This is a genomic window from Amycolatopsis albispora (assembly GCF_003312875.1).
Classification (GTDB): domain Bacteria; phylum Actinomycetota; class Actinomycetes; order Mycobacteriales; family Pseudonocardiaceae; genus Amycolatopsis; species Amycolatopsis albispora.
In genome coordinates, this window is the sequence record NZ_CP015163.1 from 822,311 (window position 1) to 848,616 (window position 26,306).

At 70.9% G+C, this 26,306-nt stretch carries 24 protein-coding genes; 8 read left to right on the forward strand and 16 right to left on the reverse strand.

From position 1 onward, the window contains the following. Nucleotides 1–6: 6 nt before the first annotated feature. Both A4R43_RS04060 and A4R43_RS04065 read right to left on the reverse strand, forming a co-directional pair. Nucleotides 7–4,449, reverse strand: a complete 4,443-nt coding sequence (locus A4R43_RS04060) for an RHS repeat-associated core domain-containing protein (protein WP_113691052.1) — start codon at nt 4,447–4,449, stop codon at nt 7–9. Nucleotides 4,450–4,498: 49 nt separating this feature from the next. Next, nucleotides 4,499–5,257: a helix-turn-helix transcriptional regulator gene (locus A4R43_RS04065; protein ID WP_236808758.1), complete on the reverse strand. Its 759-nt coding sequence runs from the start codon at nt 5,255–5,257 to the stop codon at nt 4,499–4,501. A gap of 45 nt (nt 5,258–5,302) precedes the next feature. On the opposite strand from A4R43_RS04065, the gene A4R43_RS04070 reads away from it, so the two are divergent. Then, a complete protein-coding gene (locus A4R43_RS04070; protein ID WP_113691053.1) occupies nt 5,303–5,668 on the forward strand; it encodes a DUF4345 domain-containing protein in 366 nt (121 codons plus the stop codon). Here A4R43_RS04070 and A4R43_RS04075 read toward each other — a convergent pair. Beyond that, nucleotides 5,665–6,054, reverse strand: coding sequence for a RidA family protein (locus A4R43_RS04075; RefSeq protein WP_113691054.1), 390 nt, complete (start codon nt 6,052–6,054; stop codon nt 5,665–5,667). The genes A4R43_RS04070 and A4R43_RS04075 overlap by 4 nt on opposite strands. A gap of 168 nt (nt 6,055–6,222) precedes the next feature. Here A4R43_RS04075 and A4R43_RS04080 point away from each other — a divergent pair, with 168 nt between their 5' ends. Next, complete coding sequence (locus A4R43_RS04080; protein ID WP_162788308.1) at nt 6,223–7,116, forward strand: alpha/beta hydrolase; 894 nt, start codon at nt 6,223–6,225, stop codon at nt 7,114–7,116. Here A4R43_RS04080 and A4R43_RS04085 read toward each other — a convergent pair. Genes A4R43_RS04085 through A4R43_RS04140 form a run of 12 tightly spaced genes read right to left on the reverse strand, consistent with a single transcriptional unit; the run spans nt 7,105 to nt 19,290 of the window. Continuing rightward, nucleotides 7,105–7,848: a class I SAM-dependent methyltransferase gene (locus A4R43_RS04085; RefSeq protein ID WP_113691056.1), complete on the reverse strand. Its 744-nt coding sequence runs from the start codon at nt 7,846–7,848 to the stop codon at nt 7,105–7,107. The genes A4R43_RS04080 and A4R43_RS04085 overlap by 12 nt on opposite strands. A gap of 12 nt (nt 7,849–7,860) precedes the next feature. Next, nucleotides 7,861–9,255 carry an Nramp family divalent metal transporter gene (locus A4R43_RS04090; RefSeq protein WP_236808760.1) on the reverse strand — a complete coding sequence of 465 codons (1,395 nt, stop codon included), beginning with the start codon at nt 9,253–9,255 and terminating at the stop codon, nt 7,861–7,863. Further along, entirely contained in the window at nt 9,252–10,412 is a 1,161-nt protein-coding gene (locus tag A4R43_RS04095; protein WP_113691057.1) for an enolase C-terminal domain-like protein, read from the reverse strand. The genes A4R43_RS04090 and A4R43_RS04095 overlap by 4 nt, the downstream gene beginning before the upstream one ends. Nucleotides 10,413–10,435: 23 nt before the next feature. After that, nucleotides 10,436–11,377, reverse strand: a complete 942-nt coding sequence (locus A4R43_RS04100) for a phosphoglycerate dehydrogenase (RefSeq protein WP_113691058.1) — start codon at nt 11,375–11,377, stop codon at nt 10,436–10,438. Continuing rightward, complete coding sequence (locus A4R43_RS04105; protein WP_113691059.1) at nt 11,374–12,543, reverse strand: sialidase family protein; 1,170 nt, start codon at nt 12,541–12,543, stop codon at nt 11,374–11,376. Before A4R43_RS04105 ends, A4R43_RS04100 begins: the two co-directional genes overlap by 4 nt. Continuing rightward, a complete protein-coding gene (locus A4R43_RS04110) occupies nt 12,540–13,307 on the reverse strand; it encodes an HpcH/HpaI aldolase family protein (RefSeq protein WP_113691060.1) in 768 nt (255 codons plus the stop codon). Before A4R43_RS04110 ends, A4R43_RS04105 begins: the two co-directional genes overlap by 4 nt. A gap of 19 nt (nt 13,308–13,326) precedes the next feature. After that, nucleotides 13,327–14,271, reverse strand: a complete 945-nt coding sequence (locus A4R43_RS04115) for an aldo/keto reductase (protein ID WP_113691061.1) — start codon at nt 14,269–14,271, stop codon at nt 13,327–13,329. Further along, complete coding sequence (locus A4R43_RS43790; protein ID WP_236808762.1) at nt 14,268–15,092, reverse strand: ABC transporter ATP-binding protein; 825 nt, start codon at nt 15,090–15,092, stop codon at nt 14,268–14,270. The genes A4R43_RS04115 and A4R43_RS43790 overlap by 4 nt, the downstream gene beginning before the upstream one ends. Further along, a complete protein-coding gene (locus tag A4R43_RS43795; protein WP_113691062.1) occupies nt 15,089–15,892 on the reverse strand; it encodes an ABC transporter ATP-binding protein in 804 nt (267 codons plus the stop codon). The genes A4R43_RS43790 and A4R43_RS43795 overlap by 4 nt, the downstream gene beginning before the upstream one ends. Continuing rightward, nucleotides 15,889–16,800, reverse strand: coding sequence for an ABC transporter permease (locus A4R43_RS04130; RefSeq protein ID WP_113691063.1), 912 nt, complete (start codon nt 16,798–16,800; stop codon nt 15,889–15,891). Before A4R43_RS04130 ends, A4R43_RS43795 begins: the two co-directional genes overlap by 4 nt. Further along, on the reverse strand, nt 16,797–17,732 hold the full coding sequence (locus A4R43_RS04135) for an ABC transporter permease (protein ID WP_113691064.1): 936 nt from the start codon (nt 17,730–17,732) through the stop codon (nt 16,797–16,799). The genes A4R43_RS04130 and A4R43_RS04135 overlap by 4 nt, the downstream gene beginning before the upstream one ends. Nucleotide 17,733: 1 nt before the next feature. After that, nucleotides 17,734–19,290 (reverse strand): ABC transporter substrate-binding protein, encoded by a 1,557-nt coding sequence (locus tag A4R43_RS04140; RefSeq protein WP_113691065.1) that lies wholly within the window; start codon nt 19,288–19,290, stop codon nt 17,734–17,736. A gap of 137 nt (nt 19,291–19,427) precedes the next feature. Between A4R43_RS04140 and A4R43_RS04145 the strand changes: the two genes are divergently transcribed. From A4R43_RS04145 to A4R43_RS04165, 5 genes are all read left to right on the forward strand, one after another. Continuing rightward, entirely contained in the window at nt 19,428–20,543 is a 1,116-nt protein-coding gene (locus A4R43_RS04145) for a nucleotide-binding domain containing protein (RefSeq protein ID WP_162788309.1), read from the forward strand. Then, nucleotides 20,540–21,544, forward strand: a complete 1,005-nt coding sequence (gene pdxA, locus A4R43_RS04150) for a 4-hydroxythreonine-4-phosphate dehydrogenase PdxA (RefSeq protein ID WP_205215240.1) — start codon at nt 20,540–20,542, stop codon at nt 21,542–21,544. The genes A4R43_RS04145 and pdxA overlap by 4 nt, the downstream gene beginning before the upstream one ends. Before the next feature lie 13 nt (nt 21,545–21,557). Further along, nucleotides 21,558–22,325: a DeoR/GlpR family DNA-binding transcription regulator gene (locus tag A4R43_RS04155; RefSeq protein WP_113691067.1), complete on the forward strand. Its 768-nt coding sequence runs from the start codon at nt 21,558–21,560 to the stop codon at nt 22,323–22,325. A 10-nt stretch (nt 22,326–22,335) separates the two neighbouring features. Beyond that, nucleotides 22,336–22,980, forward strand: coding sequence for an SDR family NAD(P)-dependent oxidoreductase (locus A4R43_RS44720; protein ID WP_418190803.1), 645 nt, complete (start codon nt 22,336–22,338; stop codon nt 22,978–22,980). Nucleotides 22,981–23,171: 191 nt separating this feature from the next. Next, nucleotides 23,172–24,326, forward strand: coding sequence for a DUF222 domain-containing protein (locus A4R43_RS04165; RefSeq protein WP_113691069.1), 1,155 nt, complete (start codon nt 23,172–23,174; stop codon nt 24,324–24,326). 211 nt (nt 24,327–24,537) lie between these two features. Here the strand turns inward: A4R43_RS04165 and A4R43_RS04170 are convergent, their stop codons facing one another. Continuing rightward, complete coding sequence (locus tag A4R43_RS04170) at nt 24,538–25,335, reverse strand: AAC(3) family N-acetyltransferase (RefSeq protein WP_113691070.1); 798 nt, start codon at nt 25,333–25,335, stop codon at nt 24,538–24,540. 125 nt (nt 25,336–25,460) lie between these two features. Here A4R43_RS04170 and A4R43_RS04175 point away from each other — a divergent pair, with 125 nt between their 5' ends. Continuing rightward, a complete protein-coding gene (locus tag A4R43_RS04175) occupies nt 25,461–26,294 on the forward strand; it encodes an ABC transporter ATP-binding protein (RefSeq protein WP_113697337.1) in 834 nt (277 codons plus the stop codon). The last annotated feature ends 12 nt before the right edge of the window (nt 26,295–26,306 follow it).

Sequence of the window (26,306 nt, forward strand, 5' to 3'; positions counted from 1 at the left end):
ACGCTATCACCACGGGTGGGTGCCCGGGCTCTGCCCGGCCCACCGGCCGCTGGTCGGCCAGGCGAAGCCGTGGTCGTAGGCCCATTCGTAGGTGGCCCGGTTCCAGTTCGGATCGCCGTCGTGGAAGGTGCCGTCCATGTTCAGGCCCGGCGTGCCGCGGCCCGCGCCCTGCACGTGGTACTGGCTGCCCGGGATGTTGCCCTGCGGTGCGTCGACCCGGCCGCCGCGCAGCTCGTTGGGCACCGAGCCCACGTCGCGGCGGATGTCGCTGGCCGCCTGGCGGACGAGCCGTTCCCGTTCGGCCGCCTGCTGCTCGGCGATCCGGTCGGGGTGGTTCTCGGCGTCCCGGTAGAGCTGGTTCCAGGCCTCGCTGCGGGCCTGCTGGTTGGCCGGGTCGTTCGGGTCGAGGTCGCGCAGCGCCCGCTCGGCTTCGTCGCAGGTCATCAGGCCGAGCGGGTCGGTCAGCCGCAACGGGTTCGCCACGTAGGCGTGCGGGTTCGGCGTGCCGAGCAGGCCGAGCGGGTCATTGCTCTGGTACCGCCCGGTTTCCGGGTCGTAGTACCGGAAGTAGTTGTAGTGCAGCCCGGTTTCGTCGTCGTGGTACTGGCCGGGGAACCGCAACGGGGTGGCGGTCCGCTGCCGCAGCGCGCCGAGCGCCTCACCCCACAGCGTGGTCTGCGCGCGCCAGGCGAGCTGCCCGCTGTCGTCGACCAGCTCGGTCGGCGTGCCGACCAGGTCGGTCACGATGGCGTAGAACCGCCGGTCGACCTCGTCCTGCTCGATCTGCGTGACCGGGCGGTTCCGGCCGTCGTAGTCCCAGGTGACCGCTTCGCCGCGCGGGCCGATCTGCTCCGCGACGGCCGCGCCGTCCCAGCTGAACAGCACCTGGTCGGCCACCGAGCCGTCCTGGGCGAGCCGCTGCTTGGCGATCCGGCGGCCGAGCGCGTCGTAGCGGTAGCGCCAGTGCGTGCCGTCCGGGGTGATCACGCCGGTCAGCCGGTCCTCGGCGTCCCACTGGTAGTGCCAGGTGTCCGGCTTGCGGGACAGGCGCTTCTTCTGCTTCAGCACCACGCGGCCCTGCCGGTCGTACCGGTACCGCACGTCACCGCTTTCGTGCACGACCGTGCCGACCGCCGCGGGCGCGACCGGCACGTCCGGCACGGACGGCTCGCGGACCAGGTTGCCGCTGAGGTCGTAGGCGTAGCGCTCCTGCCAGCCGGGGCCGTCCACGGAGGTGATCCGGCCGACCGGGTCCAGCCCGAACTGCCGCGTGCCGCCGAGCGCGTCCTGGACCGCGAGCACCGCGTCGTCCGCCCGGTAGGTGTAGTGCCGCCGCTGCACCAGGTTCGCCTGGCGCTGGTACCCGCTCACGGTGCTGATGGTCTGGCCGACCAGCCGGTGCTTGGCGTCCCATTCGCTGGCCATCACCAGCCCGGTGTCGAGCAGGCGCTCGACCTCGCGGCCCGCCACGTCGTAGCCGAACGACAGCGTGCGCCCGCCGCTGACCAGGCGCGAAGCGCGGCCCAGCCGGTCGTACTCCCAGGTGCTCTCCTGGCCGGCCGGGGTCCGCCGGTGGACCAGGCGGCCCGCGGTGTCGTAGCGGTAGGACATGGTGCGGCCGTTGACCGTCTCCGCGACGATCCGGCCGCCCGCGTCGCGCTGCATGACCACCTCGGCGTCCGAGTTGACCGCCCGCACCAGCGCGCCCGCTTCGTCGAATTCGAAGGTGGACACGTTCGAGGCGGTGTGCCGCGCGGCGATGCGGCCGAGCTGGTCGCGCACGAAGCTGATCGTCTCGCCCTCGCCGTTGACCATGCCGACCAGCTGACCGGCCGCGTCGTAGGTGTAGCGGAGTTCGCGGCCGTTGTAGTCGGTCTCGCCGATCCGGTTGCCCGCGGCGTCGTAGTGGTACCGCCAGACCAGTCCCGCCGCGTTGCGCACGGCGACCACCTGAAGATTGGTGTCGTACTCGAATTCGGTGCGCGCGCCGGTGGGGCCGACCACCGCCGAGACCAGGTCGAAGTGCGTGGTCTCGGTGTGCGTCGACTGGCCGAGCGCGTCGATGTGCTCGACCCGCGCGCCTTCACCGTCGTAGCGCCAGCGCTCGCCGGTGCCGTCGGGGTAGGTCCGCGCCAGCAGCTTGCCCTCGACGGTCCAGGTGACCGTGGACCGGTTGCCCAGCGCGTCGACGATGGTGGACAGCCTGCCGAACTGGTCGCGGGTGTACCGGGTGGTCGCGCCGAGCGCGTCGGTCACCGCGACCGGCAGCCCCGCCGCGCTGACCTCGAGGCGGGTGGTGTTGCCGAGCGGATCGGTCTTGCCGACCAGGTTGCCGCGCTCGTCGCGGAGGTACCGGGTGACCGCGCCGGTGGGATCGGTGGTGGCCAGCAGGTTGCCGCGCTGGTCGTAGTCGTAGCGCCACACCGCGCCGCCCGGATCGACCTGCGTGACGGGCTGGCCGAACTCGTTGTACTCGGCCAGGCCCTGGCTGCCGTCGGGCCGGGTCACCGTGACCAGGTTGCCGTTGTCGTCGTAGGTGAACCGGGTGACGCGCCCGAGCGGGTCGGTGCGGACCACCAGCTCGTCGCGGTCGTTCCACTCCTGGCGCGTGACGTTGCCGAGCGGGTCGGTCAGCTCGACCACGTTGCGGGCTTCGTCGTAGCGGTAGGTGGTGCGGTTGCCGAGCGAGTCGGTGAACACCGTGGTCAGCTCGCCGTAGTCGAAGGTGCCGTTGAGGAAACCGCCCGCGCCTTCGTTGGCCACACACCGGCCGCGCGCGTCGTAGCGGTAGCCGTACCAGGTGCCGGTGCGGTCCTCCCAGCGGACCAGGCGCCCCTCGCTGTCGTAGTCGAACCGCAGTGCCTTGGTCGAGGAGTTGAACACCTTGGCGAGGCGGCCGCGGTCGTCGTACTCGTACCGGACGACCTCGATGTCCGCCGACTCGTCGGCCAGCAGCAGCCGGTTGATCAGGCCGCCGCGCTGTTCGACGAGCACGCGGTAGCCGCCGCTGTGGTGCAGTTCGGCCAGCGCGCCGTCCGGTGTGTAGCCGAGTTCGATGCGGTTCCCGTTGCGGTCCTCGACCGCCTCCAGCCTGCCGCCCGTGGCGAAGCGCAGCGACTGGTTCGCGTCCGGCTTGCTGATCAGGTAACCGTCTTCGGTCCTGGTCAGCGGCCAGCGCGGGCCGACGGCGGGCAGCACGGGGGAGTGGTCGGACAGCGGGTCGGGATAGGTCAGCAGCGTGCCGTCGTCGGAGACGTAGACGATCCCGGCGCTGTCGAACTCCAGCCGCTGGTCCACTGTGGACGCCCAGTTCGGGCCGAGCGAGCGGCCCGCGCGGTAGGACGAGACGTGCACGCGGCGGAAGACGAGCGGGAGCGCGGCGGGCAGCGCCAGGTCGACCTGGCTGAGGATGACCTCACCGGAGACCACGTCCACCGGGTCGTCCTTGCAGTACCGGCGTTCCGGCGGGGTTTTGGTGTCCTGCGGGTTGTCCGGCCGGTTGCTGCCCGGTGAGGAGGAGTCGGGGGTGGTGCTGCCGGGTTTTCCGCCGTCGGGGGTGCTGCCGGTGTCGGGTGTGGTGTCGGTGCCCGATGGGGTGGTGTCGGGGGAGTTGGGGGTGGTGTCGGGGGTTGTGGTGGTGTTCGGCTTGGCGCCCGAGGGGGTGGTGCTGCTGCCGGGTTTGCCGCCCTTGCGCAGCATTTTGGACAGTTTCTCGATGATCTCGCCGAGTTTGTCGATGATCTTGCGGATCTTCGGGGAGACGTTGCCGATGGTCTTGACCAGCTTGCGGATGAAGTCGCTGATCTTGGTGATGGTCTTGGAGATGGCGGTGGTGGCCTGCACGGCGATCACCGGCGTCGCGAAGCCCAGGGTGCCCGCGGCTTCCAGTGCCCAGGTGATGAGCTTGCCGACGAGTTCGGCGACCAGGTCCCGGACGAGTTCGCGCACGGCGGCGACGACGGTGCCCATGATCATCACACCGGCGGAGATGCCGTCGGCCAGCGAGGCGGCACCGGCGAGGGCGTCGGCTTGTTCGGCGGCGGCGCCTCGGTAGGCGTCGGCGCCTTCGCCTTGCCAGCCGGCGGTGCCGTTGGTGACTTCGTTGCCGAGGTCTCCGGCGATGGCGTTGACTTCGGCGGCGACGTTGGCCCAGGTGTCGGAGAAGGACTGGATGACCGGCGGGTCCCCGGCGAGCCAGTCGAGTGCTTCCTTGAGCGGCTGGACGTGTTCGATCAGCCAGGACACGCCGTAGGAGGCCAGCGTGCCGATGGGGTCCACGACGAGGGACAGCACTTCGAGGCCGACGCCGACCGCACCGAGTCCGGCTTCGACCCAGGAGCCGTCGGAGACGCCGTTGGCCAGATCGACCGCCGACTCGGCGATCCCGATCCCGGTCACCCCGGTCGTCTGCGACTGCGCTTGCGCGACCAGCGGATTTCCTTCAGGCACGGCTTCATCCCCTTTCCCGGCGCGCTCGTTGGACGGCCGAAGCAGCCCCTCAGTTCCCGCCGCCGCCCAGATTTCCGGGATCGACCCTCAGCCGCGTGCCCGGGGCGAGCAGCCGGCTCGCGCTGAGGCCGAACATGTCGCGGAAGCTGTCGCTGAAGTGGCCGGGTGAGGCGAAACCGGCGTCGGCGGCGGCCCTGGTCAGGCTTTCCCCGCGGCTGACCGCGGCCGCGACGTGCTGCATCCTGGCCCACAGCCGGTAACGGCGGAAGCTCGTCCCGGTCTGGGCGGTGAACAGGTGCTGGAACCGCGAGACCGACAGGTGCACCGCGGCGGCGACGTCGGCGGCGCTCAACCGGCCGCCGGGATCGGTGCCGACCAGTTCGAGCGCCGCGCGCACGCGGGCGTCCGAGGGCACCAGGGCCGGGCCGAGCACCCCGACCGGCAACCGGCCGCCGTGCACCTCCCGGACCAGCGCGGCTTCGTCCCGGTGACCGATGTGGAGCGTGCCCGCCGGGGTCATCCTGGTGCGGATGTCCGCCAGCCACGACGCACTCGGATCCCGGTAGAGGAACAGCATCCGGCCGCTCGCGACCACCTGGCTCCGCGTGCGCGCCGGGATCAGCGCGCTGCGCACCCGGTGCTCGGCACCGCCCGCGAGCACGGTGAACGGCTCGTCGATGCCGAGCGCGAAGCAGTGCACCGAGCCCGAGTGCGCACGCAGCCGGAGCGACGGCCCCAGGTAGGCCGCCCGCCCCGGCCCCGCCCACACCACGGCGCAGCACGTTTCCGGAAGCACGACGTCGGTCATCGCCAGCATGCTGGCACACATCGGTTTCACGGAACAGGAGTGCGCATGACCACGATCGTGCCCATCGCGGTGGCCGCCTTTTTCCTCGCCATGGGGGTCTACGCGCTCGCCGCCCCGGCCGCGCTGGTGCGGCCGTTCCGCCTCACCGCCGACGCGCCGGAGAGCCGGTCCGAGGTCAGGGCGGTGTACGGCGGATTCGGCCTGGCCATCGCGGCGGTGCTGGTGCTCGCCGTGGTGGACGGTGGTGATTTCCGGCGGGGTGTGGTGGTCACCGTCGCGCTCGCGCTGGCCGGGATGGCGGCGGGCCGCGTGCTCTCCCGGCTGGTCGACCGCGGCACCTCGTTCTATCCGATCTGGTTCTACTTCGGCGTCGAGGCGGTTGCCGCCGGGCTGCTCCTGGCGGCGGTCTAAGCGGCGATCGCGTCCACTTCGAACAGCATGCCCGGCAGCGCCAGCTTCGCCACGCCCACCAGGGTTTGCGCAGGCGGCCGGTCGCCCCAGATCTCCGCGATTTGCTTGCCCAGCACGGTGAGCTTCTCCTCGTTGTGGTCGACGATGTAGGTGCCGAGGCGGACCACGGAACCGAAGTCCAGCCCTTCGGCGGCGAGCGCGATCCGCAGGTTGGCGAAGGACCGGCTGACCTGCGCGGCGAAGTCGCCGTCGATCAGGTGGCCGTCCGGGTCCGCCGCCCACTGGCCCGCGACGAACACCAGCCCGCCGGGAGTGCGCGCGAGATGGCTGTAGCCGTACGGAACGGGATCGGCGAGACCTTCGGGATTGCTGATGGTGATCGACATGCCCGCGAGTCTGCTAGCTCGACCGGACTGGAGGTCAAGGCGGAAAAGGAATTGCCGCGCGCGCCACACCCGGCCTAGTGTTCCCGGCAGCGCCTGAGAGCCGCGTATCCGCGCGGTAGCCGTCGAACACGGCTGGAACCGTTCGCGCTGTTCCCCGAAGGGGTTGCCTTGCGCGCCTTTTCCGCGGCCGTCGCCGCTGTCCTTTTGCTGCTCCTGCCCGTTCCGTCCACTGTGGAGGCCGCGGTCCAGTGCCGGGTGCACCACTTCCCGGTGACCGCCGGTGGGCCACAACGGGTGTTCGCCGAGTTCTGCCGTCCGGCACGGCTCGCCGGTGCTCCGGTGCAGTTGCTGCTGCACGGCGCCACCTACGACCACACCTACTGGAGCGCCTACGCCCGGCTGGCCGCCGCGCGCGGCTTCGCCACGCTCAACCTCGACCGCCTCGGCTACGGCCGCAGCGACCATCCCGACCCGGCCACGGTCGACCTGCCCGCCGCCGGGCAGGTCGCCCAGCAGGTGGTGGACGGCCTGCGGGCCGGTGCGTTCGGCCCGCGGTTCGGGCGGGTGGTGCTGAACGGCCACTCGCTCGGCGGCCTGGTCGCCTACGACACCGCACGCCGTGGCGGGGTGGACGGCCTGATCATCAGCGGCATGCCCGCCACCCCGCGGGCGTCCGCCCGGGCGGCGTTCCCGCCGTTCCACCCCGCCGAGCAGGACCCGAAGTTCGCCGGTCGTGGCTGGCCGCCCGGTTACCTGACCACGCTGCCCGGCACCCGCGTCGAGACGTTCCACTACCCGGGCACCTACGGCCCGCTCGTGCCGCGGCTCGAGGAAGGCAGGCTCAAGGACACCGTGCCGGAGCCGGAACTGCTCGCCCTCGGCACGCCGCCCGTCCCGGCCGACCTGCCGACGCTGTCCGTGCTGGGCAGTCACGACCAGTTCTACCCCGAGCCCGGCGGCGAACTGGTCATCCCGGACGCCGGTCACTCGATCAACTTCAGCCACGGCGCGTCCCGGTTCTACGCACTGACCTTCGCCTGGCTGGCCGGGTTACCGCGCTGAACCGGCGACGATGAGGCGGAACCCGGCGTCCCATTCGTCCAGTGCCAGCAGGTCCCGGTGTCGCTCGTGCCACCGGCCGCTGTCGAGATCCGCGCGCAGGCGCCGGATGCCGCGTTCGACGGCGGCCGGATCGGTCTGCGCGAGCGCGGAACACGAGCGGCGGACGCCGGGATCGAGATAGGCGGCCGGGCGGCGCCAGTACGCCGGGAACACACCGTCGGTGAAGTCCCACGGCACCGGCAGCGGCAGGACGCGGTCCGCGCCCAGTTCGCCCGCGATGTCGTCCGCCGACGGCCTGCCGAGTTCGAGCGCGGCGATCTCCGGCACGTACTCGCGGACGAACCAGAATCCGGCATGGCGCCGGGTGTCGTAGGCGAGCACCACCTGGCGTGGCGCGATCCGCCGCAGTTCGGCGAGCCCGGCCCGCCAGCCGGTCCAGTGGTGCACGGTGAGCACCGCCATGGCCGCGTCGATGGCCCGGTCGCGGAACGGCAGCGCCTCGGCGACCGCGCGCACGGCCGGGCTCGCGTGTGGTGGCCGTTGCCGGATCATCGACGGCGACGGCTCCACCGCGAACACCGGCCGGTCGGCCGGTTCGTAGGACCCGGTCCCGGCGCCGATGTCCGCCACCGTGCGCGCGGGCCCGAGTGCGTCGAGGATCGGCGTCAGCCACCTCGGGTCGGTGCGCCGCCCGAGCGCGTAACCCTCGCCGATCCGGTCGTAGAGTGCCATTCCGCCAGCATGTCAGCCGATTTCCACCCCGAAGACCTCCAGCGCCGAATACGCCCCGAGCGCCATGATCGCCAGGCTGCTCACCACCAGCGCGGCGGTGATCAGCGGATTCGGCCGGAACCGCTTGTCCGGTTCACGTGAGCGCAGGTACCAGACCCCGATCACCACGGCGATCAGGAACACGCCCGAGCCGATGCCGCCGATCTGCACCATCAGCACCGGCGACTGGATGAACAGGAAGAACGACGCCCACAGCGGCGGCAGGAAGAAGGTGAGCAACCGGATGGTCCGCCGCCGGACCGCCGGGTCGCGCCAGTTCAGCACGCCCAGCACGCCCAGCGTGTTCGTCCACAGGCGCGGCACGCTCGCCGTCGAGCCGACGTTGGTGGAGAACAGCACCGCGATCGCGCCCACCAGGAACACCACCTCCGCCCACGGGCCGAGCGTGTCGGTGTACATCCTGGACAGCGTGGTGATCATCGCGTTGCCCTGCGGCACCAGCTGCTGCGGGTTCAGCACGGCCGCGCCGATGACGTAGAACGACAGCGTGCACACGGTGCACACCAGCCACGACACCGCCACGTCCAGCCGCATCACCTTCAGCCAGCCCTCGGCGCGGCGGTCGCGGTCGGCGGACCCGTCGGCGGGACCGGTCCAGCGCGCGTACCCCTTTTCCAGGCACCAGTAGGTGTAGGTGGTCATCTCGTCCGCGCCGACGCCGGTCGAGCCGAACATGGCGACCGCCAGCCCGAGCGCGCCGGCGGGCACGGCCAGCTCCAGCCCGCCCGCGAGGTCGCCGAGGTCCCAGCCGAACTGGGTGAACGGCAGCGCCAGCGCTAGCGCGACGGTGACCATGGTGAACAACGCCACCGCGACCACCGAAGCGGTCTCCACCACCGAATACCGGCTGCTCTGCAGCAGCGCGATGGTCACCACCACGATGACCACCGTCCACACCGCGGTGGAGGTCCAGCTCAGCGGCTCGCCGGCGATCGGCCACAGCACCGAGCAGGCCGCCGCGGTGCCGCCGATGATGCCGCCGCGCTGGAACATCTTGGCGAAGTCCATGCCGATCCACAGGTAGTTGATCCAGCTGCCGCGCCGGGTGCGGGGTGGCACGTCGCTGAACGCCTCCAGCGCGGGCCGCCCGGACAGCACGGTGAGCCTGCCCAGCTCCATCTGCACCCACACCTTGACCGTGGTGGCCACGATGATCAGCCACAGCAGGGCGAACCCGGCGCGGGCGCCGAGCGAGGTGGTCAGGATCAGCTCCCCGGAACCGACCACGGCGGCGGACAGGATCATGCCGGGACCGAGGTACCGCAGCCGCCCGCGCAGCGTGGCGGGCGGCTCCCGCACGTCGTCGGCGCTGAGCGCGTACGGGTCCGCTTCCCGTGCCGTGGTCACGAGAACTCCACCGTGTCGACGGTGTGCGCTTCGATGACTTCCCAGTCGTAGGTGACGCCCAGCCCGTGGCCCTCGGGCACCGGCACGCAGCCGTCGGCGGCGATCGCGGTGAGGCCGTCGCGGTAGTCGTCGGCGTAGATCAGCTGGCTGCGGCCGATCTCGCTGGATTTCGGGTGCACAAAGGACATTTCGTAGTAGTTCGTGTTGCGCAGCGAGGCCATCAGCTGCCGTTGCGCCGGACCGGGCGTGTGCAGTTCGACGTCCAGGCCGAGGCCCTCGGTGGCGTGCGCGATCTTCACCGCGCCGGTGATGCCGCCGTCGTACTCGGCGTCCGCGCGCACGAAGTCGGTGCCACCGCCGATCGCGAAGTCCACGTGCTGTTCCAGGCCGCGCACGTGCTCGGTCTGCAGCAGGGGAGTGCGGATCAGCTCGCGCAGCCGCTTGTGCCCGAAGATCGAGATGCCGGTGTCCTTGTAGGGATCCTCCAGCCACAGGAAGCCCGCCTCGTCGCAGGCACGGCCGATCCGCACCGCGTGCGCGAAGGTTTCCAGCTTGCAGCCGGGGTCGAGCATCAGGTCCATGTCCGGGCCGACCGCCTCGCGTACCTTGGTGATGGTCCGGACCACCTCCGGCACGTCGTACTCGTCCCAGACGTGCAGCTTGTACGCGCGGTAGCCGAGTTCCTTGCACGCCACGGCGAAGTCGGCGTACGCCTCGGGACTGTCCAGGCCGCCGTTGCGGTCACCGGCGGCGGTGGAGGCGTACGCGGGCAGCCGGGTCTTCCAGCCGCCGAGCAGGGTCCGGACGGACGCGCCGTGCGCGCGGCCCGCCAGGTCCCACAACGCGATGTCGACCAGGCCCATGCCCATCTTGTCGAACTTGCGCAGCTGCCGCTTGACGTCGTTGTAGATCAGCTCGCGCTGCAGCGGGTCCTTGCCGACCAGGTAGTCGCCGAACATGCCGACCTGCGCGGCGGCGATCGAGTTGCCGCCGACGTACTGGCCCACCACCCCGTCGTCGGTGTAGATCCGGATCGCGTAGGCACTGGTCGGCTTGCGGCTGCCCGGCGTGTACACCAGCGAGAACCCGGTGGGGTGCTTGGCGAAGTCGACCATGTCGAACTTGGCCTTGTCGATGCGGACGCGTTCGATCTTCATGCTTTCCTCTGGGGTAGGGGAGATCAGACGGCGGCGTGCCGCGGCTCGGTGCCGCCGAGCACGCTCAGCACGCCTTCGGCGACGGCGGTGCCCATCGCGGCGTTGGCTTCCCGGGTGCACGCGCCGATGTGCGCGGTCAGCACCACGTTCGGCGCGGTGCGCAGCGGGCTCTCAGCCAGCGGCTCGACGGCGAACGCGTCGAAGCCCGCTCCGGCGAGGTGCCCGCTGTGCAGCAGTTCGGCGGCGGCCACCTCGTCCACCAGCCCACCGCGGGCGGCGTTGAGCAGGATCGCTCCTGGCCGCATGGCCGACAGCCGCGCGCGGTCCAGCAGCGGTGGCGCGCCGGGCACCGCGGGCAGGTGCAGGCTGACCACATAACTGTCCAAAGTGGTCTCCAGATCGGCGGAAGCCACGTCACCGAAGGCTTCTTCGCCCAGGAACGGGTCGTGTGCCACCACGGTCATGCCGAACGCGGCCGCGTATCCGGCGAGCAGCCGCCCGATCCGGCCGAACCCGACGATGCCGATGCTGCGCCCGGCGAGTTCCCCGCCGAAGGTCTTCGGCCACCGGCCTTCGCGCACTGCCCGGTCGTTCTCGGAGATGCCACGCGCCACGTCGAGCAGCAGACCGAAGGTCAGCTCGGCGACCGCCCGCGAGTTGCTGCCGGGCGCGTAGACCACGCGGACGCCGTGGTCGCGGGCGGCGTCGAGATCGATGTTGTCGTAACCGACGCCGTGCTTCGCCACCACCTTCAACCGCGGTGCCGCTTCGAACACCTCGCGGTCGATTGGGTCCAGCCCGACGATCAGCGCGTCCACTTCGGACAACCGGGCGAACAGCTCGTCGCGTGGCAGAGGGCCGTCCTCGCGCGGCCGTTCCGCTTGCACCCCGGCCCGGCGCAGCATCTCCCACGGCTCGGCCGAATACCGCCCGAAGGTCGGCGTGGTGATCAGGGTCCGGCTCATGCCTTCTCCTGCCAGCCGGCCCAGTCCGAGTCCAGTCGGACGTACTGGATCGCCGAGCGGTGGTAGGTGAAGGCCACGTGCACCCGGCCGTGGTTGTCCTGCACGATCGACGGGTAGGAAAGCTCCCGGTTGACGCCGTCGCGGGAGTTGTTGGTCAGGCAGTAGCCGTCGCCCTGCGCGAGGTCCGGATGCCGGTGCCAGGTGCGGCCGTCGTCGGCGGAGGTGGCCAGTGCGAGCGGCGCCCGTGGGGCGCCCCAGAAGGCTTCGCGGTCGTCGATCCCGCCGTCCACCGGCACCGCCGGGCGTTCTTCGCCGCCGAGCGAGCCGGTGTCGTCCACCTCGTCGTACAGCCCGGCACGCCGGTGCGTGGCGTCGGCGGCGCTGCTCGCGTTGTACACCAGCGCCAGCCTGCCGTCGGCCAAGCGCGTCGCCTGCACCGAGGAGTTGTTGTTCGGCAACGGGGTCGGCTCCGGTTCCGTCCACTTGAGACCGTCCGGCGAGCTGCTCATCCTGATCACGTCGGCGAAGCGGCTGCGGTAGAAGGCCAGGTAACCGTGCTCGGCGGGCAGCACGTTCATGTGCACCGAACCGCGGCTGCCCGGCACGTCGTACCGCGTCCAGGTGGCGCCGTCGTCCTCGCTGGCGAACACCGCGCTGGTGTCGTCACCGCCGGACCAGGCGCCGGTGGCGGGCGTGTTGCAGGAGAACGCGGGCAGCAGCCAGGTGCCGGACGCGGTCACCCGCGGCGGCTGACGCACGAAGACACCGCCGGTGGGGCTCGCGGGCAGCAAGGTCCGGGGTTCACCCCAGGTCCGGCCGCCGTCGGCGGAGATACGTGCCCGCACCTCGGCGGTGTCCTGGCGGCCCGCGTGCTGCGCGGTCCAGAACAGCCACAACTGCCCGTCCGGAGCGGTGAACAACACGGGATTCTGCTCGGACCGTCCGGGATCGCCGGTCAGCGGCACGGGATCGGTCCAGGCGTCCACGTCCGGGGCCAGGCGCGAGAACCAGATCCGGATGTCGTGCACGCCCTCCTGCGTGCCGCCGAACCACACGCAGCCGAGATCCCCGCCCGGCAACACGGCGAGGTTCGCCGCGTGGGACTGCGCGGTTCCGGCGGACAGCTTCGCTTCGACGCGGCCGGGTCCGGCCGGGGTCAGCTTCACCGGTCACCTCGCGCGGCGTCCAGGTGGGACCGGGCGGCCTGCTCCAGGTGCACCAGGTCGCAGGCCACGGTGGCGAAGGTGTACCCCTGCGCGAGCCGCTTCCTGGCCACCTCACCGGCCGGGGTGTGGATGCCCGCGGCGATGCCCGCCGCCGCGGCGGCCTCGGCGATCTTCGCCACGGCCTCCTCGAACACGCCGTCCACCGCCGGATCGGTCGAGGTCGCCCCGCCCACGGCCAGGCGCAGGTCGGACGGGCCGACGTACACCCCGTCCAGGCCCGGCGTCGCGCAGATCTCCGCGACGTTGTCCAGCCCTTCCGGCGTCTCGATCATCGCCAGCACCAGCACGGATTCGTTCGCCTCGGCGGGTTTCGGCCCGACCCGCAACTGCGAGCGCATCGGCCCGTACGACCGGCGGCCCTCGGGTGGGTACCGCGCGGCACGCACCGCCGCCTCGGCGTCGGCCGCGTTGTCGATCAACGGCACGATCACCCCGGTCGCTCCGGCGTCGAGCACCCGGCCGATGGCGAACGGGTCGTTCTGCTCGACCCGCACCATGGCCGCCGACGTGGCGCCGGCGTCGATCGCCAGCATCGCGTTGCGGATGCCCTCGTAACCGAGCAGCCCGTGCTGGGCGTCCACGGCCACGTAGTCGTAGCCGAGCCGGGCGAGGCGTTCGGTGGCGATCGGGTCGTCGAGCACCACCCAGTACCCGACGGCTTGCTGCCTGCTCCGGACGCGGCGGGCGAATTCCAGTGCGCTCATGGAAAAACGGCTCCTGTTCTCAGCGGTTGTAGGCGGGCATCGGGCCACGCAGCCGGGTACCGACCTCGTCGCAGGCGGCGACGACGTCTTCGGGCAGCGGTCCGCGGCCCAGTGACTCGAGGTTCGAGGTGAGGTGGTCCACTTTGGAGGCACCGAACAGCACGGCGTCCACCACCGGACGGGACAGCAGCCAGCGCAGCGCCAGCTCGGTGAGCGGTACCCCGGCGCCCTCGGCGATCCCGGTCAGCGCTTCGACCGCCTCGAACAGCTGCGCGTCCCAGTAGCGCTTGCGGTACATCTCGGCCAGCACGGAGTCGCCGAACCGCCCGGCCGGCGGGTCGGCGTCGAACCGGTGCCTGCCGGTGAGCAGGCCACCGCCGAGCGGGTTGTAGACCATGGTCTCGAGCCCGGTCGCGGCGGCCATCGCCGCGTACTCCTCGTCTATCCGGCGGGCCAGCAGGTTGTACAGCTGCTGCGCGACCACCGGGCGAGGTGCGCCGACCTCTTCGGCGACCCGGTTCAGCTCGGCGATCTGCCACGCCGCGAAGTTCGACACGCCGAGTTCCCGGATCTTGCCGGCCTGGACCAGTTCGGCGACGGTGGCCATGGTGTCGGTGAAGCTGGCTTCGCGGTCCGGCTGGTGCAGGTAGAACAGGTCGATGTGGTCCACGCCGAGCCGTCGCAGGCTGCCGTCCACACTGGACCGCAGCCCGGCCGGTGAGAGCGGTGAGTGCGAGCCGGCGTCCGGGTGCGGCATGCCCGCCTTGGTGGCCAGCCGGATCCGGTCCCGCCGGGGCGCGATCAGCGGGGCCAGCAGTTCTTCCGTGGTGCCCTTCGCGTAGCCGTTCGCGGTGTCCACATCGGAGACACCGGCGTCGAGCGCGGCGTCCAGCATCTTCTCGGCGTCGGCCGCGGAGACGGTGTCGCCGAAGGTCATCGTGCCGAGGACCAGCCTGGGGGTCATGGGTTCCTTTCCGTACTGATGGTGGCCAGCAGGTGCCGGGGCTTGCGGCCGGTGATGGCGGCCGGATCCAGTGCCGCGTCCCGCAGCGCCCGGGTGTAGGCGGCCTCCGGTGCGGTGAGCACGCGGTCGGCGGGGCCGTGCTCGACGACCTCACCGCGGCGCATCACCAGCACCTCGTCAGCCAGTTCCCGCACCACCCCGAGGTTGTGCGAGATCACCAGGTACGCCACGCCGGTCTCGGCCTGGATGTCCTTGAGCAGCGCGAGCACCTGCGCCTGCACCGAAACGTCGAGCGCGCTGGTCGCCTCGTCGCAGACCAGCACGTCCGGGCGGCAGGCCAGGGCACGCGCGATGCCGATCCGCTGCCGCTGGCCGCCGGAGAACTCGGCCGGCCGCCGGTCCAGCGCGCTCTGCGGCAGTTCGACCCGCTCCAGCAGTTCGAGCGCGGCCCGCCGGCGCTCGGCCGGAGCACGCATTCCGCGCAGCTTCAGCGGTTCCGCGACGATCTCACCCGCGGTCAGGTGCGGGTCGAGCGAGGCGTACGGGTCCTGGAAGATCATCTGCACGCGGGCCCGCAGCGGTCGCAGCCGCCGTTCGGACAGGTGCGTGATGTCGGTGCCGTCCAGCACGATGCGCCCGGAGGTGGGCCGTTGCAGCCGGACGATGCTGCGGGCGATGGTGCTCTTCCCGCAGCCGGATTCACCGACGATGCCGACCGTCCGGCCACGCTCCAGCCCGAAGCCGACGCCGGACACCGCGCGGAACTTCCGGCCGCCCCGGCCGGGGAATTCGACCACGAGGTCTTCGACGGACAGGATCACGCCCGCACCTCCTTCGCGGACAGCCGCGGCACGGCGTCCAGCAACTGCTTCGGGTACGGGTGGACCGGCGCGTGCACCACCTGCTCGACCTCCCCGCTCTCCACGAACCGCCCGGCACGCATCACGTGCACCCGGTCGGACACCAGGCGCGCGACGCCCAGGTCGTGCGTGATCATCAGGATCGCCACGCCGGTGCGCTCCTGCAGTTCCATCAGCAGGTCGAGCACCCCGGCCTGCACGGTCACGTCGAGCGCGCTGGTCGGTTCGTCGGCGACCAGCAGCGACGGCTCACCGGCCAGTGCGCAGGCGATCAGCACGCGTTGCTGCAGCCCGCCGGAGAGCTGGTGCGGGTAGCGGTCGAGCAGCCGTTCCGGGTCGGGCACGTGCACCCGTTCCAGCAGTTCCCGCGCCCGCGTACGCGCCTCGCGGCGGCTGACCCCGTTCCACAACCGGACCAGCTCGGACAGCCTGCGCCCGATGGTGTGCACCGGGCTCAGCGCGGTCATCGGATCCTGCGGGATCAACGCGGCGACCCGGCCGCGCAGGCCGGTCACCGCGCCCGGATCGGCCACCACGTCGTGCCCCGCCAGCAGCGCCCGCCCGGACAGCACGGCCAGGTCCGGCGGCAGCAGCCGCAGCAGGCCCATAGCCGTGGTCGACTTGCCCGAGCCGGACTCGCCGATCAGCGTCACCGTCTCCCCGGGATCGACGTGCAGCGAGATCCCGTCCACCGCGCGGACCACACCGCGTTCGGTGACCAGCTCGATCTGGAAGTCGTCGAGTTCCACCAGGCGGCTCATGCGCTCGCTCCCTTCCGCCCGCGGGGGCGGCTCTGCCGGTCACGCAGCCCGTCGCCGAGCAGGTTCACGCCGACCACCAGCAGCACGATCACCAGGCCGGGCAGGGTGACCAGCCACCACGACGTGGTCACGTAGTCCTGGCCGTCGGAGATCAGCCGCCCCCAGGTGGCGAACGGGCGTTCCGGCCCGGCACCCAGGTAGCTCAGCGCGCTTTCCAGCAGCACCGCCTGCGCCAGCAGCAGGAGCACCACCAGGCTGGTCTGGCGCACCACGTTCGGCACCACGTGGCGGAACAGCACACCGGGATGGGTCAGGCCGAGCGTGCGGGCCGCGTCCACATAGGGCTTCTCGCGTTCCACCAGCACCATCGACCGGGTCAGCCGCGCCACCTCCGGCCACTGCGCGATCGCGATCACCGCGGTGATCACCGGCACCGACGGGCCGAACAACGCCACCACCAGCAACAGCATCATCAGCAGCGGCAAGGACATCTGGGCTTCGAGCAGCCGCGAGACCAGCGCGTCCACCCAGCCGCCGAAGTAGCCGGCGGCGGCACCGGCGGCCAGCCCGATCAGCCCGGACACCACCACCGCCAGCACCCCGATCAGCACCGAGACCTGGCCGCCGTCGAGCACCCTGGCGAGCATGTCGCGGCCGAGCTGGTCGGTGCCGAACAGGTGCCCGCCGGTCAGCGGCGGCAGCCGCCGTTCACCGAGGTTCTGCTCGTTGGCGTCGGGAATGGGCAGCAGGTCGGCCAGTGCCACCGGCAACACCACCAGCGCGGTGAGCGCGGCGCCGATCCGGATCTTCGCGCGGGCCGTGCGGGCGCGGCGGGTGACCCCGGCGTCGCGCAGCTGCTTCGGGGTCACCCGGCTGGGGCGTTCTTCTACGGTGTCCAATGCGGTCATCGCGCCGTGGCCTTTCCGAGGCGGACCCGCGGATCCAGCAGCGGGTACAGCAGGTCGATCAGGAGCTGGGCGAGGATCGCCAGCGCGGCGGTGACCAGCACCGTCGCCTGGATCAGCGGGTAGTCCCTGGTTTCCAGCGCGCGCACCACCAGCGAGCCGACGCCCGGCCAGGAGAAGACCACCTCCACCACCACGACGCCGTTGAGCATCGCGGCGAAGCGGGTGCCCAGCGCGGTGAGCACCGGGATCGCGGAGTTGCCCAGCGCGTACCCCCACACCAGCCGTCGTTCGGGGATGCCGTGCGCGCGGGCCACGGTCAGGTAGGGCGCGGTCAGGTTGGCCACCATCTCGCGGCGGACCAGCCGGGAGATCAGCGCGACCTGGAGCAGCGCCACGGTGACCGCGGGCAGCACCAGCCCGCCCCAGGTGGTGAACCCGGACGACGGCAGGACCGGCAGCAGCACGGAGAAAACGGTGAGCAGCATGACGCCGCTCCAGAACTCCGGCATGGACTGCGCGGCGACCCCGGCGATGTTCGCGCCGGTCTCGCGGGCGGTGTCCGCGCGCCGCGCCATCCAGATGCCCAGCGGCAGCGCGACCACGGCGGTCAGCGCGATCGCCGCCAGCGCCAGCGTGATGGTGTACGGCACGCGGTCGAGCACCACGTCGAACGCGGGCGCCCGGAACGAGTACGAGGTGCCGAGGTCGCCGGTGAACAACTGCCCGAGGAAGGTGAAGTACTGCGAAGTGATCGAGCCGTCGAGCCCGAGCTGGGTCCGGATCAGCGCGAGGTCCTCGGTGGTGGCGTTCGGCGGGGCGAAGGCGGCGGCCGGATCACCGGGCGCCATCCGGATCAGCACAAAAACCGTGGACACGGTGAGCAGGATGACCAGTGCGCTCTGGCCGAGGCGTTTGATCAGGTAGGTGGTCACCTCACGCCTCCAGCCCGATGCGCGAGAGGTCGTAGGAGTTGGTGGCCTCCAACGCCACGCCGGCCACCCGCGTGCGGTAGGCCAGCAGCGAGTTCGGCACGAACGCCCACATGCTCGGCCACGAATCCCAGATCACCTGCTGCAGGCGCGCGGTGACCTCCTGCCGCTTGGGCGCGTCGACCTCGGCGTAGGCCTGGTCCAGCAGGGTGAGCACCTCGGGATTGACGTAACCCTGGTAGGTGTCGCGGGTCTGCTCGCGTTCCGGCGTGCCGCCGTACATGCCTTGCAGGATCGGCAGGGCCGCGCCGACCGGGGAGGCGTACCCGTTGCCGAGGATGTCCCAGTCGCCAGCGCGTCCCTGCCGCCAGCTGGAGATGTCGCCGCCCGGTTCGAACTGCCGCAGCGCGACCGGCACGCCGATCTCGCCGAGCATCTGCACCACCGCCTCCATCACGCTGGTGTCGCCGGCGAACTCCCCGGTCTCCCAGATCAGCGTGAGCCGGAGGTCGCCGTGGTGCACGCCTTCGGCTTCGAGCATCTGCTTGGCGCGCTGGGGATCGTAGGCGTAGGTGCCGCACGGCACGGCGCCGTTGAGCGTGCTCGCGACCGGTCCGGTGGCCGCCTGGACGGAACCGGCCAGGATGTCATCGGCCAGCCGTTCGCCGTTGACCGCGAGGGAAAGCGCCTGGCGCACGGCGGGTTTGGCCAGCGGGTGGTCCGGTGGTTTGCGGAAGTTGTAGAAGAGCTGGTTGATCCGCGTGCCGCGGACCTGGTCGATGCGGATGCCGTTGAGCCCGCGCAGCTGCTCGGCCGAATCGGGGGTGATGGTGTCGATCAGGTCGAGTTCACCGGAGCGCAGCGACACCACGCGGCTGGATTCCTCGGGCACGAACCGGACCCGCACCTGTTCGACGCGTGGTCGTGGGCCCCAGTAGTTCTCGTTGCGGTGCAAGGTGTACTCGCCGGTGCCGCGGTTCGACGCGGTGACCACGTACGGTCCGCTGCCGACGCCGCTCTGCAGTTCCTCGGGCACGTTCGCCGCGGCGGGGGTGAGGAGGATGTTCGCCATCAGGTAGTCGAGCACCGGCAGCGGGCGGCTGGTCTCCAGGGTGAAGGTGCGCTCGTCGAGCTGGACCACTTCGGGCCACTCGGGAAAGAACGCGGCCAGGTAGGAACCGTTGACCTGGCGGTACATCTTCAGCGCGGTGTCCACATCGGCCACTTGCACAGCGGAGCCGTCGGAGTAGCGGATGCCCTCGCGCAGCCGGACCGTCCACTGCGTCGGGGCGGTCAGCTCGAAGCGGTCGGCCAGCACCGGGACCGGTGTGAGGTCGGGGCCGATCCTGGTCAGCGCCTGGCGCACCGCGCGCTGCACGGTGATGGCGGCGTCGAACTGGTTGAGCTTGTTGTCGAGCGAGACGAGCGAGCGGTTCAGCCCGAGGGTGACCGCGCCCGGCGGCGGCCCGCCGGTGGGGCCGGCGCACCCGCCGAGCGCACCCGCCGCGACGGCGCCCCCGAAGGCCTTGAGCAGTGTTCTGCGCGACAGCACTGTCTGCATCTGGTGGAACCTCCGTAACCCGCGGGCGCCGTCGCCCGTGGAGGACCTGGTGATGCGACACACTGACACGGTTGCGCGATATGCGCAATACCGATAGCGTGATTCGCGCAAGTCGAGAGGGCGGGGAGGTGGTTTCTATGCGTCTGGCCTTGGCTGACGATCTCAGCGGCGCGGCGGAAGCCGCGCTGGCGCTGCGTGGCACCTCCGTCCAACTTGCGCGTTTCGCGCAGAGCGAGGGTTCTGGAGCGGTTGATCTCGACCTGCGTCAGGCCGAGCAGGGCACGGCTCGCGCGGTCGTGCGTGAGGCAGCCGGGGGAGCGGAACCGCTTTTCCTCAAGATCGACTCGCTGCTGCGCGGGAACGTCGAGGCGATGGTGCGCGGAATCCGCGACGTACGCGACGGGCTGGTGCTCTGCACGCCCGCGCTGCCGGTCGCCGGGCGCGCCACCATCGGCGGCCGGGTGGTGTTCGCCGGTGCCGAGCCGGGGCCGGGTGAGTACCGGCCCGACACCGTCGCCGCGGCGCTGGGCGACCTGCCGTTGTCTACTGTGGACTTGGCCGCGGTGCGTTCTCCTGTGTTGCCCGAACTGCTCGCCGAAATCGCGCGCGACGGCCGGATCGCGGGGTGTGACGCGGAAACGGACGCGGATCTTGATCTGCTCGCCGCGGCCGCGCGGCCGTTCCCCGGTGTGGTCGCGGTGGGCTCGGCCGGGCTCGCCGCGGCTTTCGGCAGGCAACGGCCGGTGCCGCCGGTTCCGGAGCGCGAACCCGGTTCCGCGCCGGTGCTCGTGGTGGTCGGTTCGGCGGAACCGAGTGCCCGCCGGCAGGTCGAAGTGCTGGCCGCCGACGGGGTGCCGGTGGTCGAGATCGACCCGGTCGTGCTGGGAGACGTCACCGCGGCGGTAGTGGCCGGGCTCGGCTCGGGCCGCGTTGTACTGACTGTGCGGGCTGGGCTCGTCGACCCGGCGCGGGGTCGCGCGCTCACCGCGCATCTCGCAACCACCGTTCAGAACGTGCTGGGCCGCCGCGAAGCACGCCTCGCGCTCACCGGCGGCGAGACCGCCCGCCGAGTGCTCGAAGCGCTCGGCGTGACCCGGCTCGACCTGCTCGGCCAGGTCCATCCCGGTGCGGTGCACGCGCGCACCGACACCGGCCACGAAATCGTGACGCGGCCCGGCAGCCACGGCGGCCAGGACAGCCTGCTCGCGATCACCCGCCAGCTCAGCCAGACCCAGCACCAGGAGGCCCTGTGAGTTCGAACCTGCCCGTCATCGCCGTCACCATGGGGGACGGAGCCGGGATCGGCCCGGAGGTCATCGTCGGCGCGCTCGCCGACGGTGCGGTGTACGAGCGCTGCCGCCCGGTGGTGATCGGCGACGCGCGGCGGCTGCGGGAAGCGGCGAAGCTGCTCGGCGTGACCGTCGAGGTGGTGGCCGTGGATTCGGTTTCCGACGCGCGGTTCGAACGCGGGCGCATCGAGGTGGTGGATCTCGGGCTGTTGCCCGCCGATTTGCCGTGGGGCAAGCTCAGCCCGGTCGCGGGTGAGGCGGCGTACCAGTACATCCGGGTGGCTTCGGAGCTGGCGCTGGCCGGTTCGGTGCAGGCGATCTGCACCGCGCCGCTGAACAAGGAGGCGTTGCACGCGGCCGGGCACCTGTATCCCGGGCACACCGAGTTGCTGGCCGCGCTGACCGGCACCGAGGAGGTGTCGATGATGCTGTCCACGCCCAAGGTGAAGGTCATCCACGTGACCACGCACATCGGGCTGATCGACGCCATCGCGCGGATCGAGCCCGGCCTGGTCGAGCGGACCGTCCGGCGCGGGCACGAGGCGATGCGGGCTTCCGGGGTGGCCGCGCCGGTCATCGGCGTGTGCGGCATCAATCCGCACGCGGGGGAAAACGGCCTGTTCGGTGCGGGTGAGGAAGAGGAGAAGATCGAGCCGGCGCTGAAGAAGCTGCGTGCCGACGGCATCGACGCGCGTGGCCCGCTGCCCGCGGACACCGCGTTCTTCCTGGCCGGGCGTGGTGACTACGACCTGATCGTGGCGATGTACCACGACCAGGGCCACGGGCCGGTCAAGGTGCTCGGCATCGAGGCGGGCGTGAACATCACCGTCGGCCTGCCGGTCATCCGGACGTCGGTGGATCACGGCACGGCCTTCGACATCGCCGGGACGGGCAGGGCGGAGGTCGGTAGCATGATCGAGGCGTTGCGCCAGGCCGCCGAGCTGGCGCCGGTCTCCGTCAGCTGAAAGGGACGAGCGAGTGCCCCGCGAATCCGAACTCCGCCGGGAGGCCATCGTCCGGCTGGCCACCACCACCGGGCTGGCCAACGTCGACGAGCTGTCCGCGCATTTCGGGGTGACGGCCTCGACGATTCGGCGCGACCTCGCGCAGCTCGAGCAGTCCGGTGCGCTGGCCAGGACCTATGGCGGCGCGATGGCGCTCGTCGCGCATCCCGAGGCGAGTCTGCGTCAGCGGGTTGGTGAGGAGTTCGAGGCCAAGCGGTCCATCGCACGCTGGGCGGCGCGTCAGATCGGCGCGGGGGAGACGGTGCTGCTCGACGCGGGCACCACGACCGGGGCGCTGGCGCACGAGTTGCGCGGGGCTCCGGCGCTGACCGTGGTGACCACGGGGATGACGGCGTTGCAGGAACTGGCGTCGTCGGATTCGGTGACGGTGGAATGCCTTGGCGGGGTGTTGCGGCCGCAGAGCCTGGGTTTCATCGGCCCGCTCGCGGAGGCGGCGCTGGAACGGCGGACGTTCGACCGGGTGTTTCTCGGGGCGGACGGCGTGACGGCGGAAGATGGGATTTGTGAGGCGGATATTCGCCAGACCCGGCTGAAGGAGCTGATGGCTCGCCGGGCGGATCATGTTTACTTGCTGGTGCACGCGGCGAAAATCGGCCGACGGCCGTTTCACGCGTGGGCGCCGATGCCGGAGCGGTGGACGTTGGTGACTGATTCGGCGGTGTCGGAGGAGGCGCTGGAACCGTTCCGCGCCAAGGGAGTTGAAGTTGTCGTCGCGTCGTAGGCACGCGGTGGTGACGGGGGCGAGTTCCGGGATTGGAGCGGCGGTAGCCGGTCGGTTGCTGGACGACGGGTGGCGGGTGACGGGGGTGTGCCGGTCGGAGCCGGATGCGCGGGTGGAGTGGGTTCGCGCGGATCTGGCTGGTGATTTTGGCGGGTCGCTGGGGTCTTTGTCGGGTGTGGACGCGGTGGTGCACGCGGCCGGGTTGCAGCGGTCGGCGCCGGTTTCGGAGCTGTCCATTGAGGACGGGGGGCGGATGTGGGCGGTGCATGTCCGGGCGGCTGAGGTGTTGGTGGGGGAGCTGGTTGGGCGGTTGGTGGATGGTGGCCGGATTGTGCTGGTTGGTAGCCGGACGATGGTGGGCGTGCCGGGTAAGAGTCAGTATGCGGCGACGAAGGCGGCTTTGTCGGCTTTGGCGCGGTCTTGGGCGGCGGAGTTGGCGCCTCGGGGGATCACGGTGAATGTGGTGGCGCCTGGGCCGACGGATACGCCGATGTTGCGGGATCCGGGGCGTCGTCGTACGCCACCGGTGGTGCCGCCGTTGGGGCGACTGGTTTCGCCTGCTGAGGTTGCAGCGCTGACCGCGTTTTTGCTGGGTGGGGATGGGGCGTCTATTACTGGTCAGACAATGGTCATTTGTGGTGGCGCTTCGTTGTAGGGGCCCACCCCCGGTATTTTATTGTGACTACGGCGAAGGCCAGCTTGTCAAGGCTGGAAAGAGTACCTTGACAAGCTGGCCTTCGCCGTGTTTTGGGCTGTGGACCGGGGGTGGGGGAGGTGTGGGTGGGCGAGTGGGGCGCTTTTTGTAGGCACCGTTTTGTTTCGAACGTATGTGTGATATAATTGGGTATGGAATCTTCTGAGGGGGAGATCCTCCTTGACCTGAAAGCCACTGCTGCGGAGATTGCCCGGCTTGAGGCTAGGCTGGTCCGGCAGGTGGTTTCCTTTGCTCGTGCGGCGTCGGTTCGGCGTGGGGTGGCGGAGGAATTGTCCATGGCCTTGTGCATGACCAAATACAAGGCCCACGCACTGATCGCCCACGCGGAGGGGTTGGTCGATCGCTTCCCGGCTGTGCTGGGGTTGGTGGAGGCTGGGGCTGTACCGATGGCCTCGGCGGTGGCGGTGAATGACGCGGCGGCCTGGTTGGCTGACGATAAGGCGGCGGTGGTGGATGAGGTGATGGCTGGTCGCCTTGAGGGGAAGAATCCGACGGGGGCTCGCCGATCGGCGACTTCGGCGGCGGCCCGCGCCGATCCCGAAGGTTTCGAGGAACGCGCCCGTAGGCCTCGTGAAGACCGTGGCCTCCATCTGCACCACGGTGTTGCTGGCGTGGCTGGCCTCTCCCTAGAAAACGCACCCGTCGAAAAGGCAGTGGCTGCGTATGTGTGCGTCGATCGCCAAGCTCGGCTGTTGAAGACTGCTGACGAGACCCGCACCCTCGACCAACTCCGTGCCGACGTAGCACTGGACATGCTGGTGGGCAAGCAGTTCGGTGGTGAGGTGAAGGCCCACGTGTATCTGTATCTGGATGCCCTCACCTACGCCGGTCTCCGCAATGAACCCGCCGAGCTGGCCGGGCACGGACCCATCCCGGCGTCGCTTGCCCGTGATATCGCCGCCCGCCCTGGCACCGTTTTCCAGCGAATCATCACCGATCCGGCGGAAGGGCAGGTCGTGGAGCTTGGCCGCCGTCGCTACCGGCCCAAGGCCGGACTCGATGAACTGGTGCGGGTTCGCGACCGCGAGTGCCGTCGTCCTGGGTGTACTCGTCCGGCTCAGTTTGGTGACCTTGATCATTGTGACAGTCGCGGCCGAGGCTGGAAAGACGGGTGTCCCACCGGCGCGACCACGCTGGTCGGGTTGTGCCGGGCCGACCACAAGTTGCGTGACCTTCCCGGCTGGCATCACGAGGTCGCGCCTGATGGCACCTTGACCATCACGACCCCGGCCAATCAGAGGTACATCAGTGGGCCGGAACCGTTGGGGAATCCCGCGGGTGGCTGACGGTCGGCGCCTGCGCGGTGTCGTTGCCCGGGGCGGTGCCGTCGAGCGCGAAGTTGCCCGATCCCTTCAAGAAGGTCAACGCCGGGCGCATCACCACGAAGGCCGAGTGCCGGTGTCATCGGGCGGAGAGACCAAGAAACCCAGTGCCTGCCGGGACCGGTCCGTTTCCGGCGGTGAAGAACACCGGGAACGCGGCGGGCGTGCTGCCGTCCTACGCCGGGCGGTGTGTCCGCAACCAGCGCTCGGCGTAGGACACCGCGTCCGCCAAGGGAAAGAACCTGGTGTGGGCGGCGCCGACCTGTCCGTTGTGGACTGGCCGGTCGCGTTCGTAGGCCGTGCCCAGGGTGGCGAAGTCGTCGCTGTTGATGCGCTTTTCCTTGAGCGTCAGCCATTCCCGGCCGGAGTCGGTGCGGGCGGCGAAGGCGACCTCTTCCATGGGGCCGGGGAGTCGATACTCCGCCAGGTGGAAGCAGGAGCAGTTGGCAAAACCGGCACCGAGCAGCAGCACGTGCGCGCCGGCGGCTTCGAGGCGGGCGAGCGGGCTTTGCTCGCCGAGACGACAGTCGAGAGCGTGGCCGCGGGTGATCTCCTCCGCGCGTGGTCCGAGCGCGGCGAACGAGGTCTGCGGGTGCGCACTGCGGCGGGCACCGGGCCAGGTGCGGACCGTCTCCGCGATGGCGCCCATCATGCGTGACGGTGTGATGCGTGGATCGTAGGCGGGCATGGTCGCGCGGATCGGCGCCCACCAGTCTTCCGGCACCGGGGGTGCGGACCAGCCGGCGGGGTCGGAGTTGTCCCCGGTCATCGTCGGCACCACCAGGGTGCCGTCCGGGCCGAGCACCTCGAGCAGCGCTTCGACCACGGTCACCGCACCGCCGTTGACCCAGCCCAGCGACCGCAGCGACGCGTGCACCAGCAGCGTCTGCCCGGCCCCGACGCCCGCCGCGCGCAGGTCGGGGACCAGGGAGTCGCGCGTGCGCAGTGGACCGGCTGGAGGTTCGCTCGCCATGTCCGGACCCTAGGCCGGGGCGGAACGCCCCACCAACGGCTTTATCGATCCTCCACAGAGGACCGGAATGTGCCGGAGCGCACTCGGTCTTGCAGTTAGGTAAGCCTCTCTTTAATGTGTGGCTCGTGTCCGCACCCCCGCCCGCCGCCACCGGCGTCTCCGCGCACCAGATCGACGTCGCCTACGGGCGGGACGTCGTGGTGCACGCCGCTTCCGTCACCGTCGGCGCCGGTGCGGTCACCGCGTTGATCGGGCCCAACGGCAGCGGCAAATCCACGCTGCTGCGTGCGCTGGCCCGGCTGCACGACCCGGTGGCAGGTGGGGTCACCTTCGACGACGGCGCCGAGCTGCGTGCCCTGTCCACCAAGGAACTCGCGCGCCGCATCACGCTGCTTTCCCAGCACCGGACCACACCGGGCGGGCTGTCGGTCCGGGAGCTGGTCGAGTTCGGCAGGCATCCGCACCGCACCCGCTGGGGTGGCCGCGATCCCGGCGGCCCCGCCGCGGTCGAGCGCGCGCTGCGGCTGACCGGGCTCACCGCCATCGCCGAACGTCCGGTGCAGGCGCTTTCCGGCGGGCAGGCGCAGCGCGTCTGGCTGGCCAGTTGCCTCGCCCAGGACACCTCGCTGCTGCTGCTCGACGAGCCGACCACCTTCCTCGACCTGCGGTACCAGGTGGCCATCCTGGACATGGTCCGCGACCTGGCCGACGAGCACGGCGTCGGCGTCGGGGTGGTGCTGCACGACCTCGACCAGGCCGCCGCCATCGCCGACCGCCTGCTGCTGATCGAGGGCGGCCGGGTCACCGCCGAAGGCAGTCCCGCCGAGGTGCTCACCGAAGCGAACCTCACCCGCGCCTACGGCATCCGGGTGGACGTCGAAACCGACCCGGACGGACGGATCCGCACCCGGGCCATCGGCCGGTTCAACGGCGCGGGCGTGCCCGCGGCCCCGGCCTGACCGGCGCGCCGG

Excerpts from the sequence above, each read along its gene's own strand:
- A4R43_RS04065 (WP_236808758.1), bottom strand. The coding sequence starts at position 5,257 with ATGACCGACGTCGTGCTTCCGGAAACGTGCTGCGCCGTGGTGTGGGCG.
- A4R43_RS04070 (WP_113691053.1), top strand. The coding sequence starts at position 5,303 with ATGACCACGATCGTGCCCATCGCGGTGGCCGCCTTTTTCCTCGCCATG.
- A4R43_RS04075 (WP_113691054.1), bottom strand. The coding sequence starts at position 6,054 with ATGTCGATCACCATCAGCAATCCCGAAGGTCTCGCCGATCCCGTTCCG.
- A4R43_RS04085 (WP_113691056.1), bottom strand. The coding sequence starts at position 7,848 with ATGGCACTCTACGACCGGATCGGCGAGGGTTACGCGCTCGGGCGGCGC.
- A4R43_RS04095 (WP_113691057.1), bottom strand. The coding sequence starts at position 10,412 with ATGAAGATCGAACGCGTCCGCATCGACAAGGCCAAGTTCGACATGGTC.
- A4R43_RS04100 (WP_113691058.1), bottom strand. The coding sequence starts at position 11,377 with ATGAGCCGGACCCTGATCACCACGCCGACCTTCGGGCGGTATTCGGCC.
- A4R43_RS04110 (WP_113691060.1), bottom strand. The coding sequence starts at position 13,307 with ATGAGCGCACTGGAATTCGCCCGCCGCGTCCGGAGCAGGCAGCAAGCC.
- A4R43_RS04115 (WP_113691061.1), bottom strand. The coding sequence starts at position 14,271 with ATGACCCCCAGGCTGGTCCTCGGCACGATGACCTTCGGCGACACCGTC.
- A4R43_RS43795 (WP_113691062.1), bottom strand. The coding sequence starts at position 15,892 with ATGAGCCGCCTGGTGGAACTCGACGACTTCCAGATCGAGCTGGTCACC.
- A4R43_RS04130 (WP_113691063.1), bottom strand. The coding sequence starts at position 16,800 with ATGACCGCATTGGACACCGTAGAAGAACGCCCCAGCCGGGTGACCCCG.
- A4R43_RS04140 (WP_113691065.1), bottom strand. The coding sequence starts at position 19,290 with ATGCAGACAGTGCTGTCGCGCAGAACACTGCTCAAGGCCTTCGGGGGC.
- A4R43_RS04145 (WP_162788309.1), top strand. The coding sequence starts at position 19,428 with ATGCGTCTGGCCTTGGCTGACGATCTCAGCGGCGCGGCGGAAGCCGCG.
- A4R43_RS04165 (WP_113691069.1), top strand. The coding sequence starts at position 23,172 with ATGGAATCTTCTGAGGGGGAGATCCTCCTTGACCTGAAAGCCACTGCT.
- A4R43_RS04170 (WP_113691070.1), bottom strand. The coding sequence starts at position 25,335 with ATGGCGAGCGAACCTCCAGCCGGTCCACTGCGCACGCGCGACTCCCTG.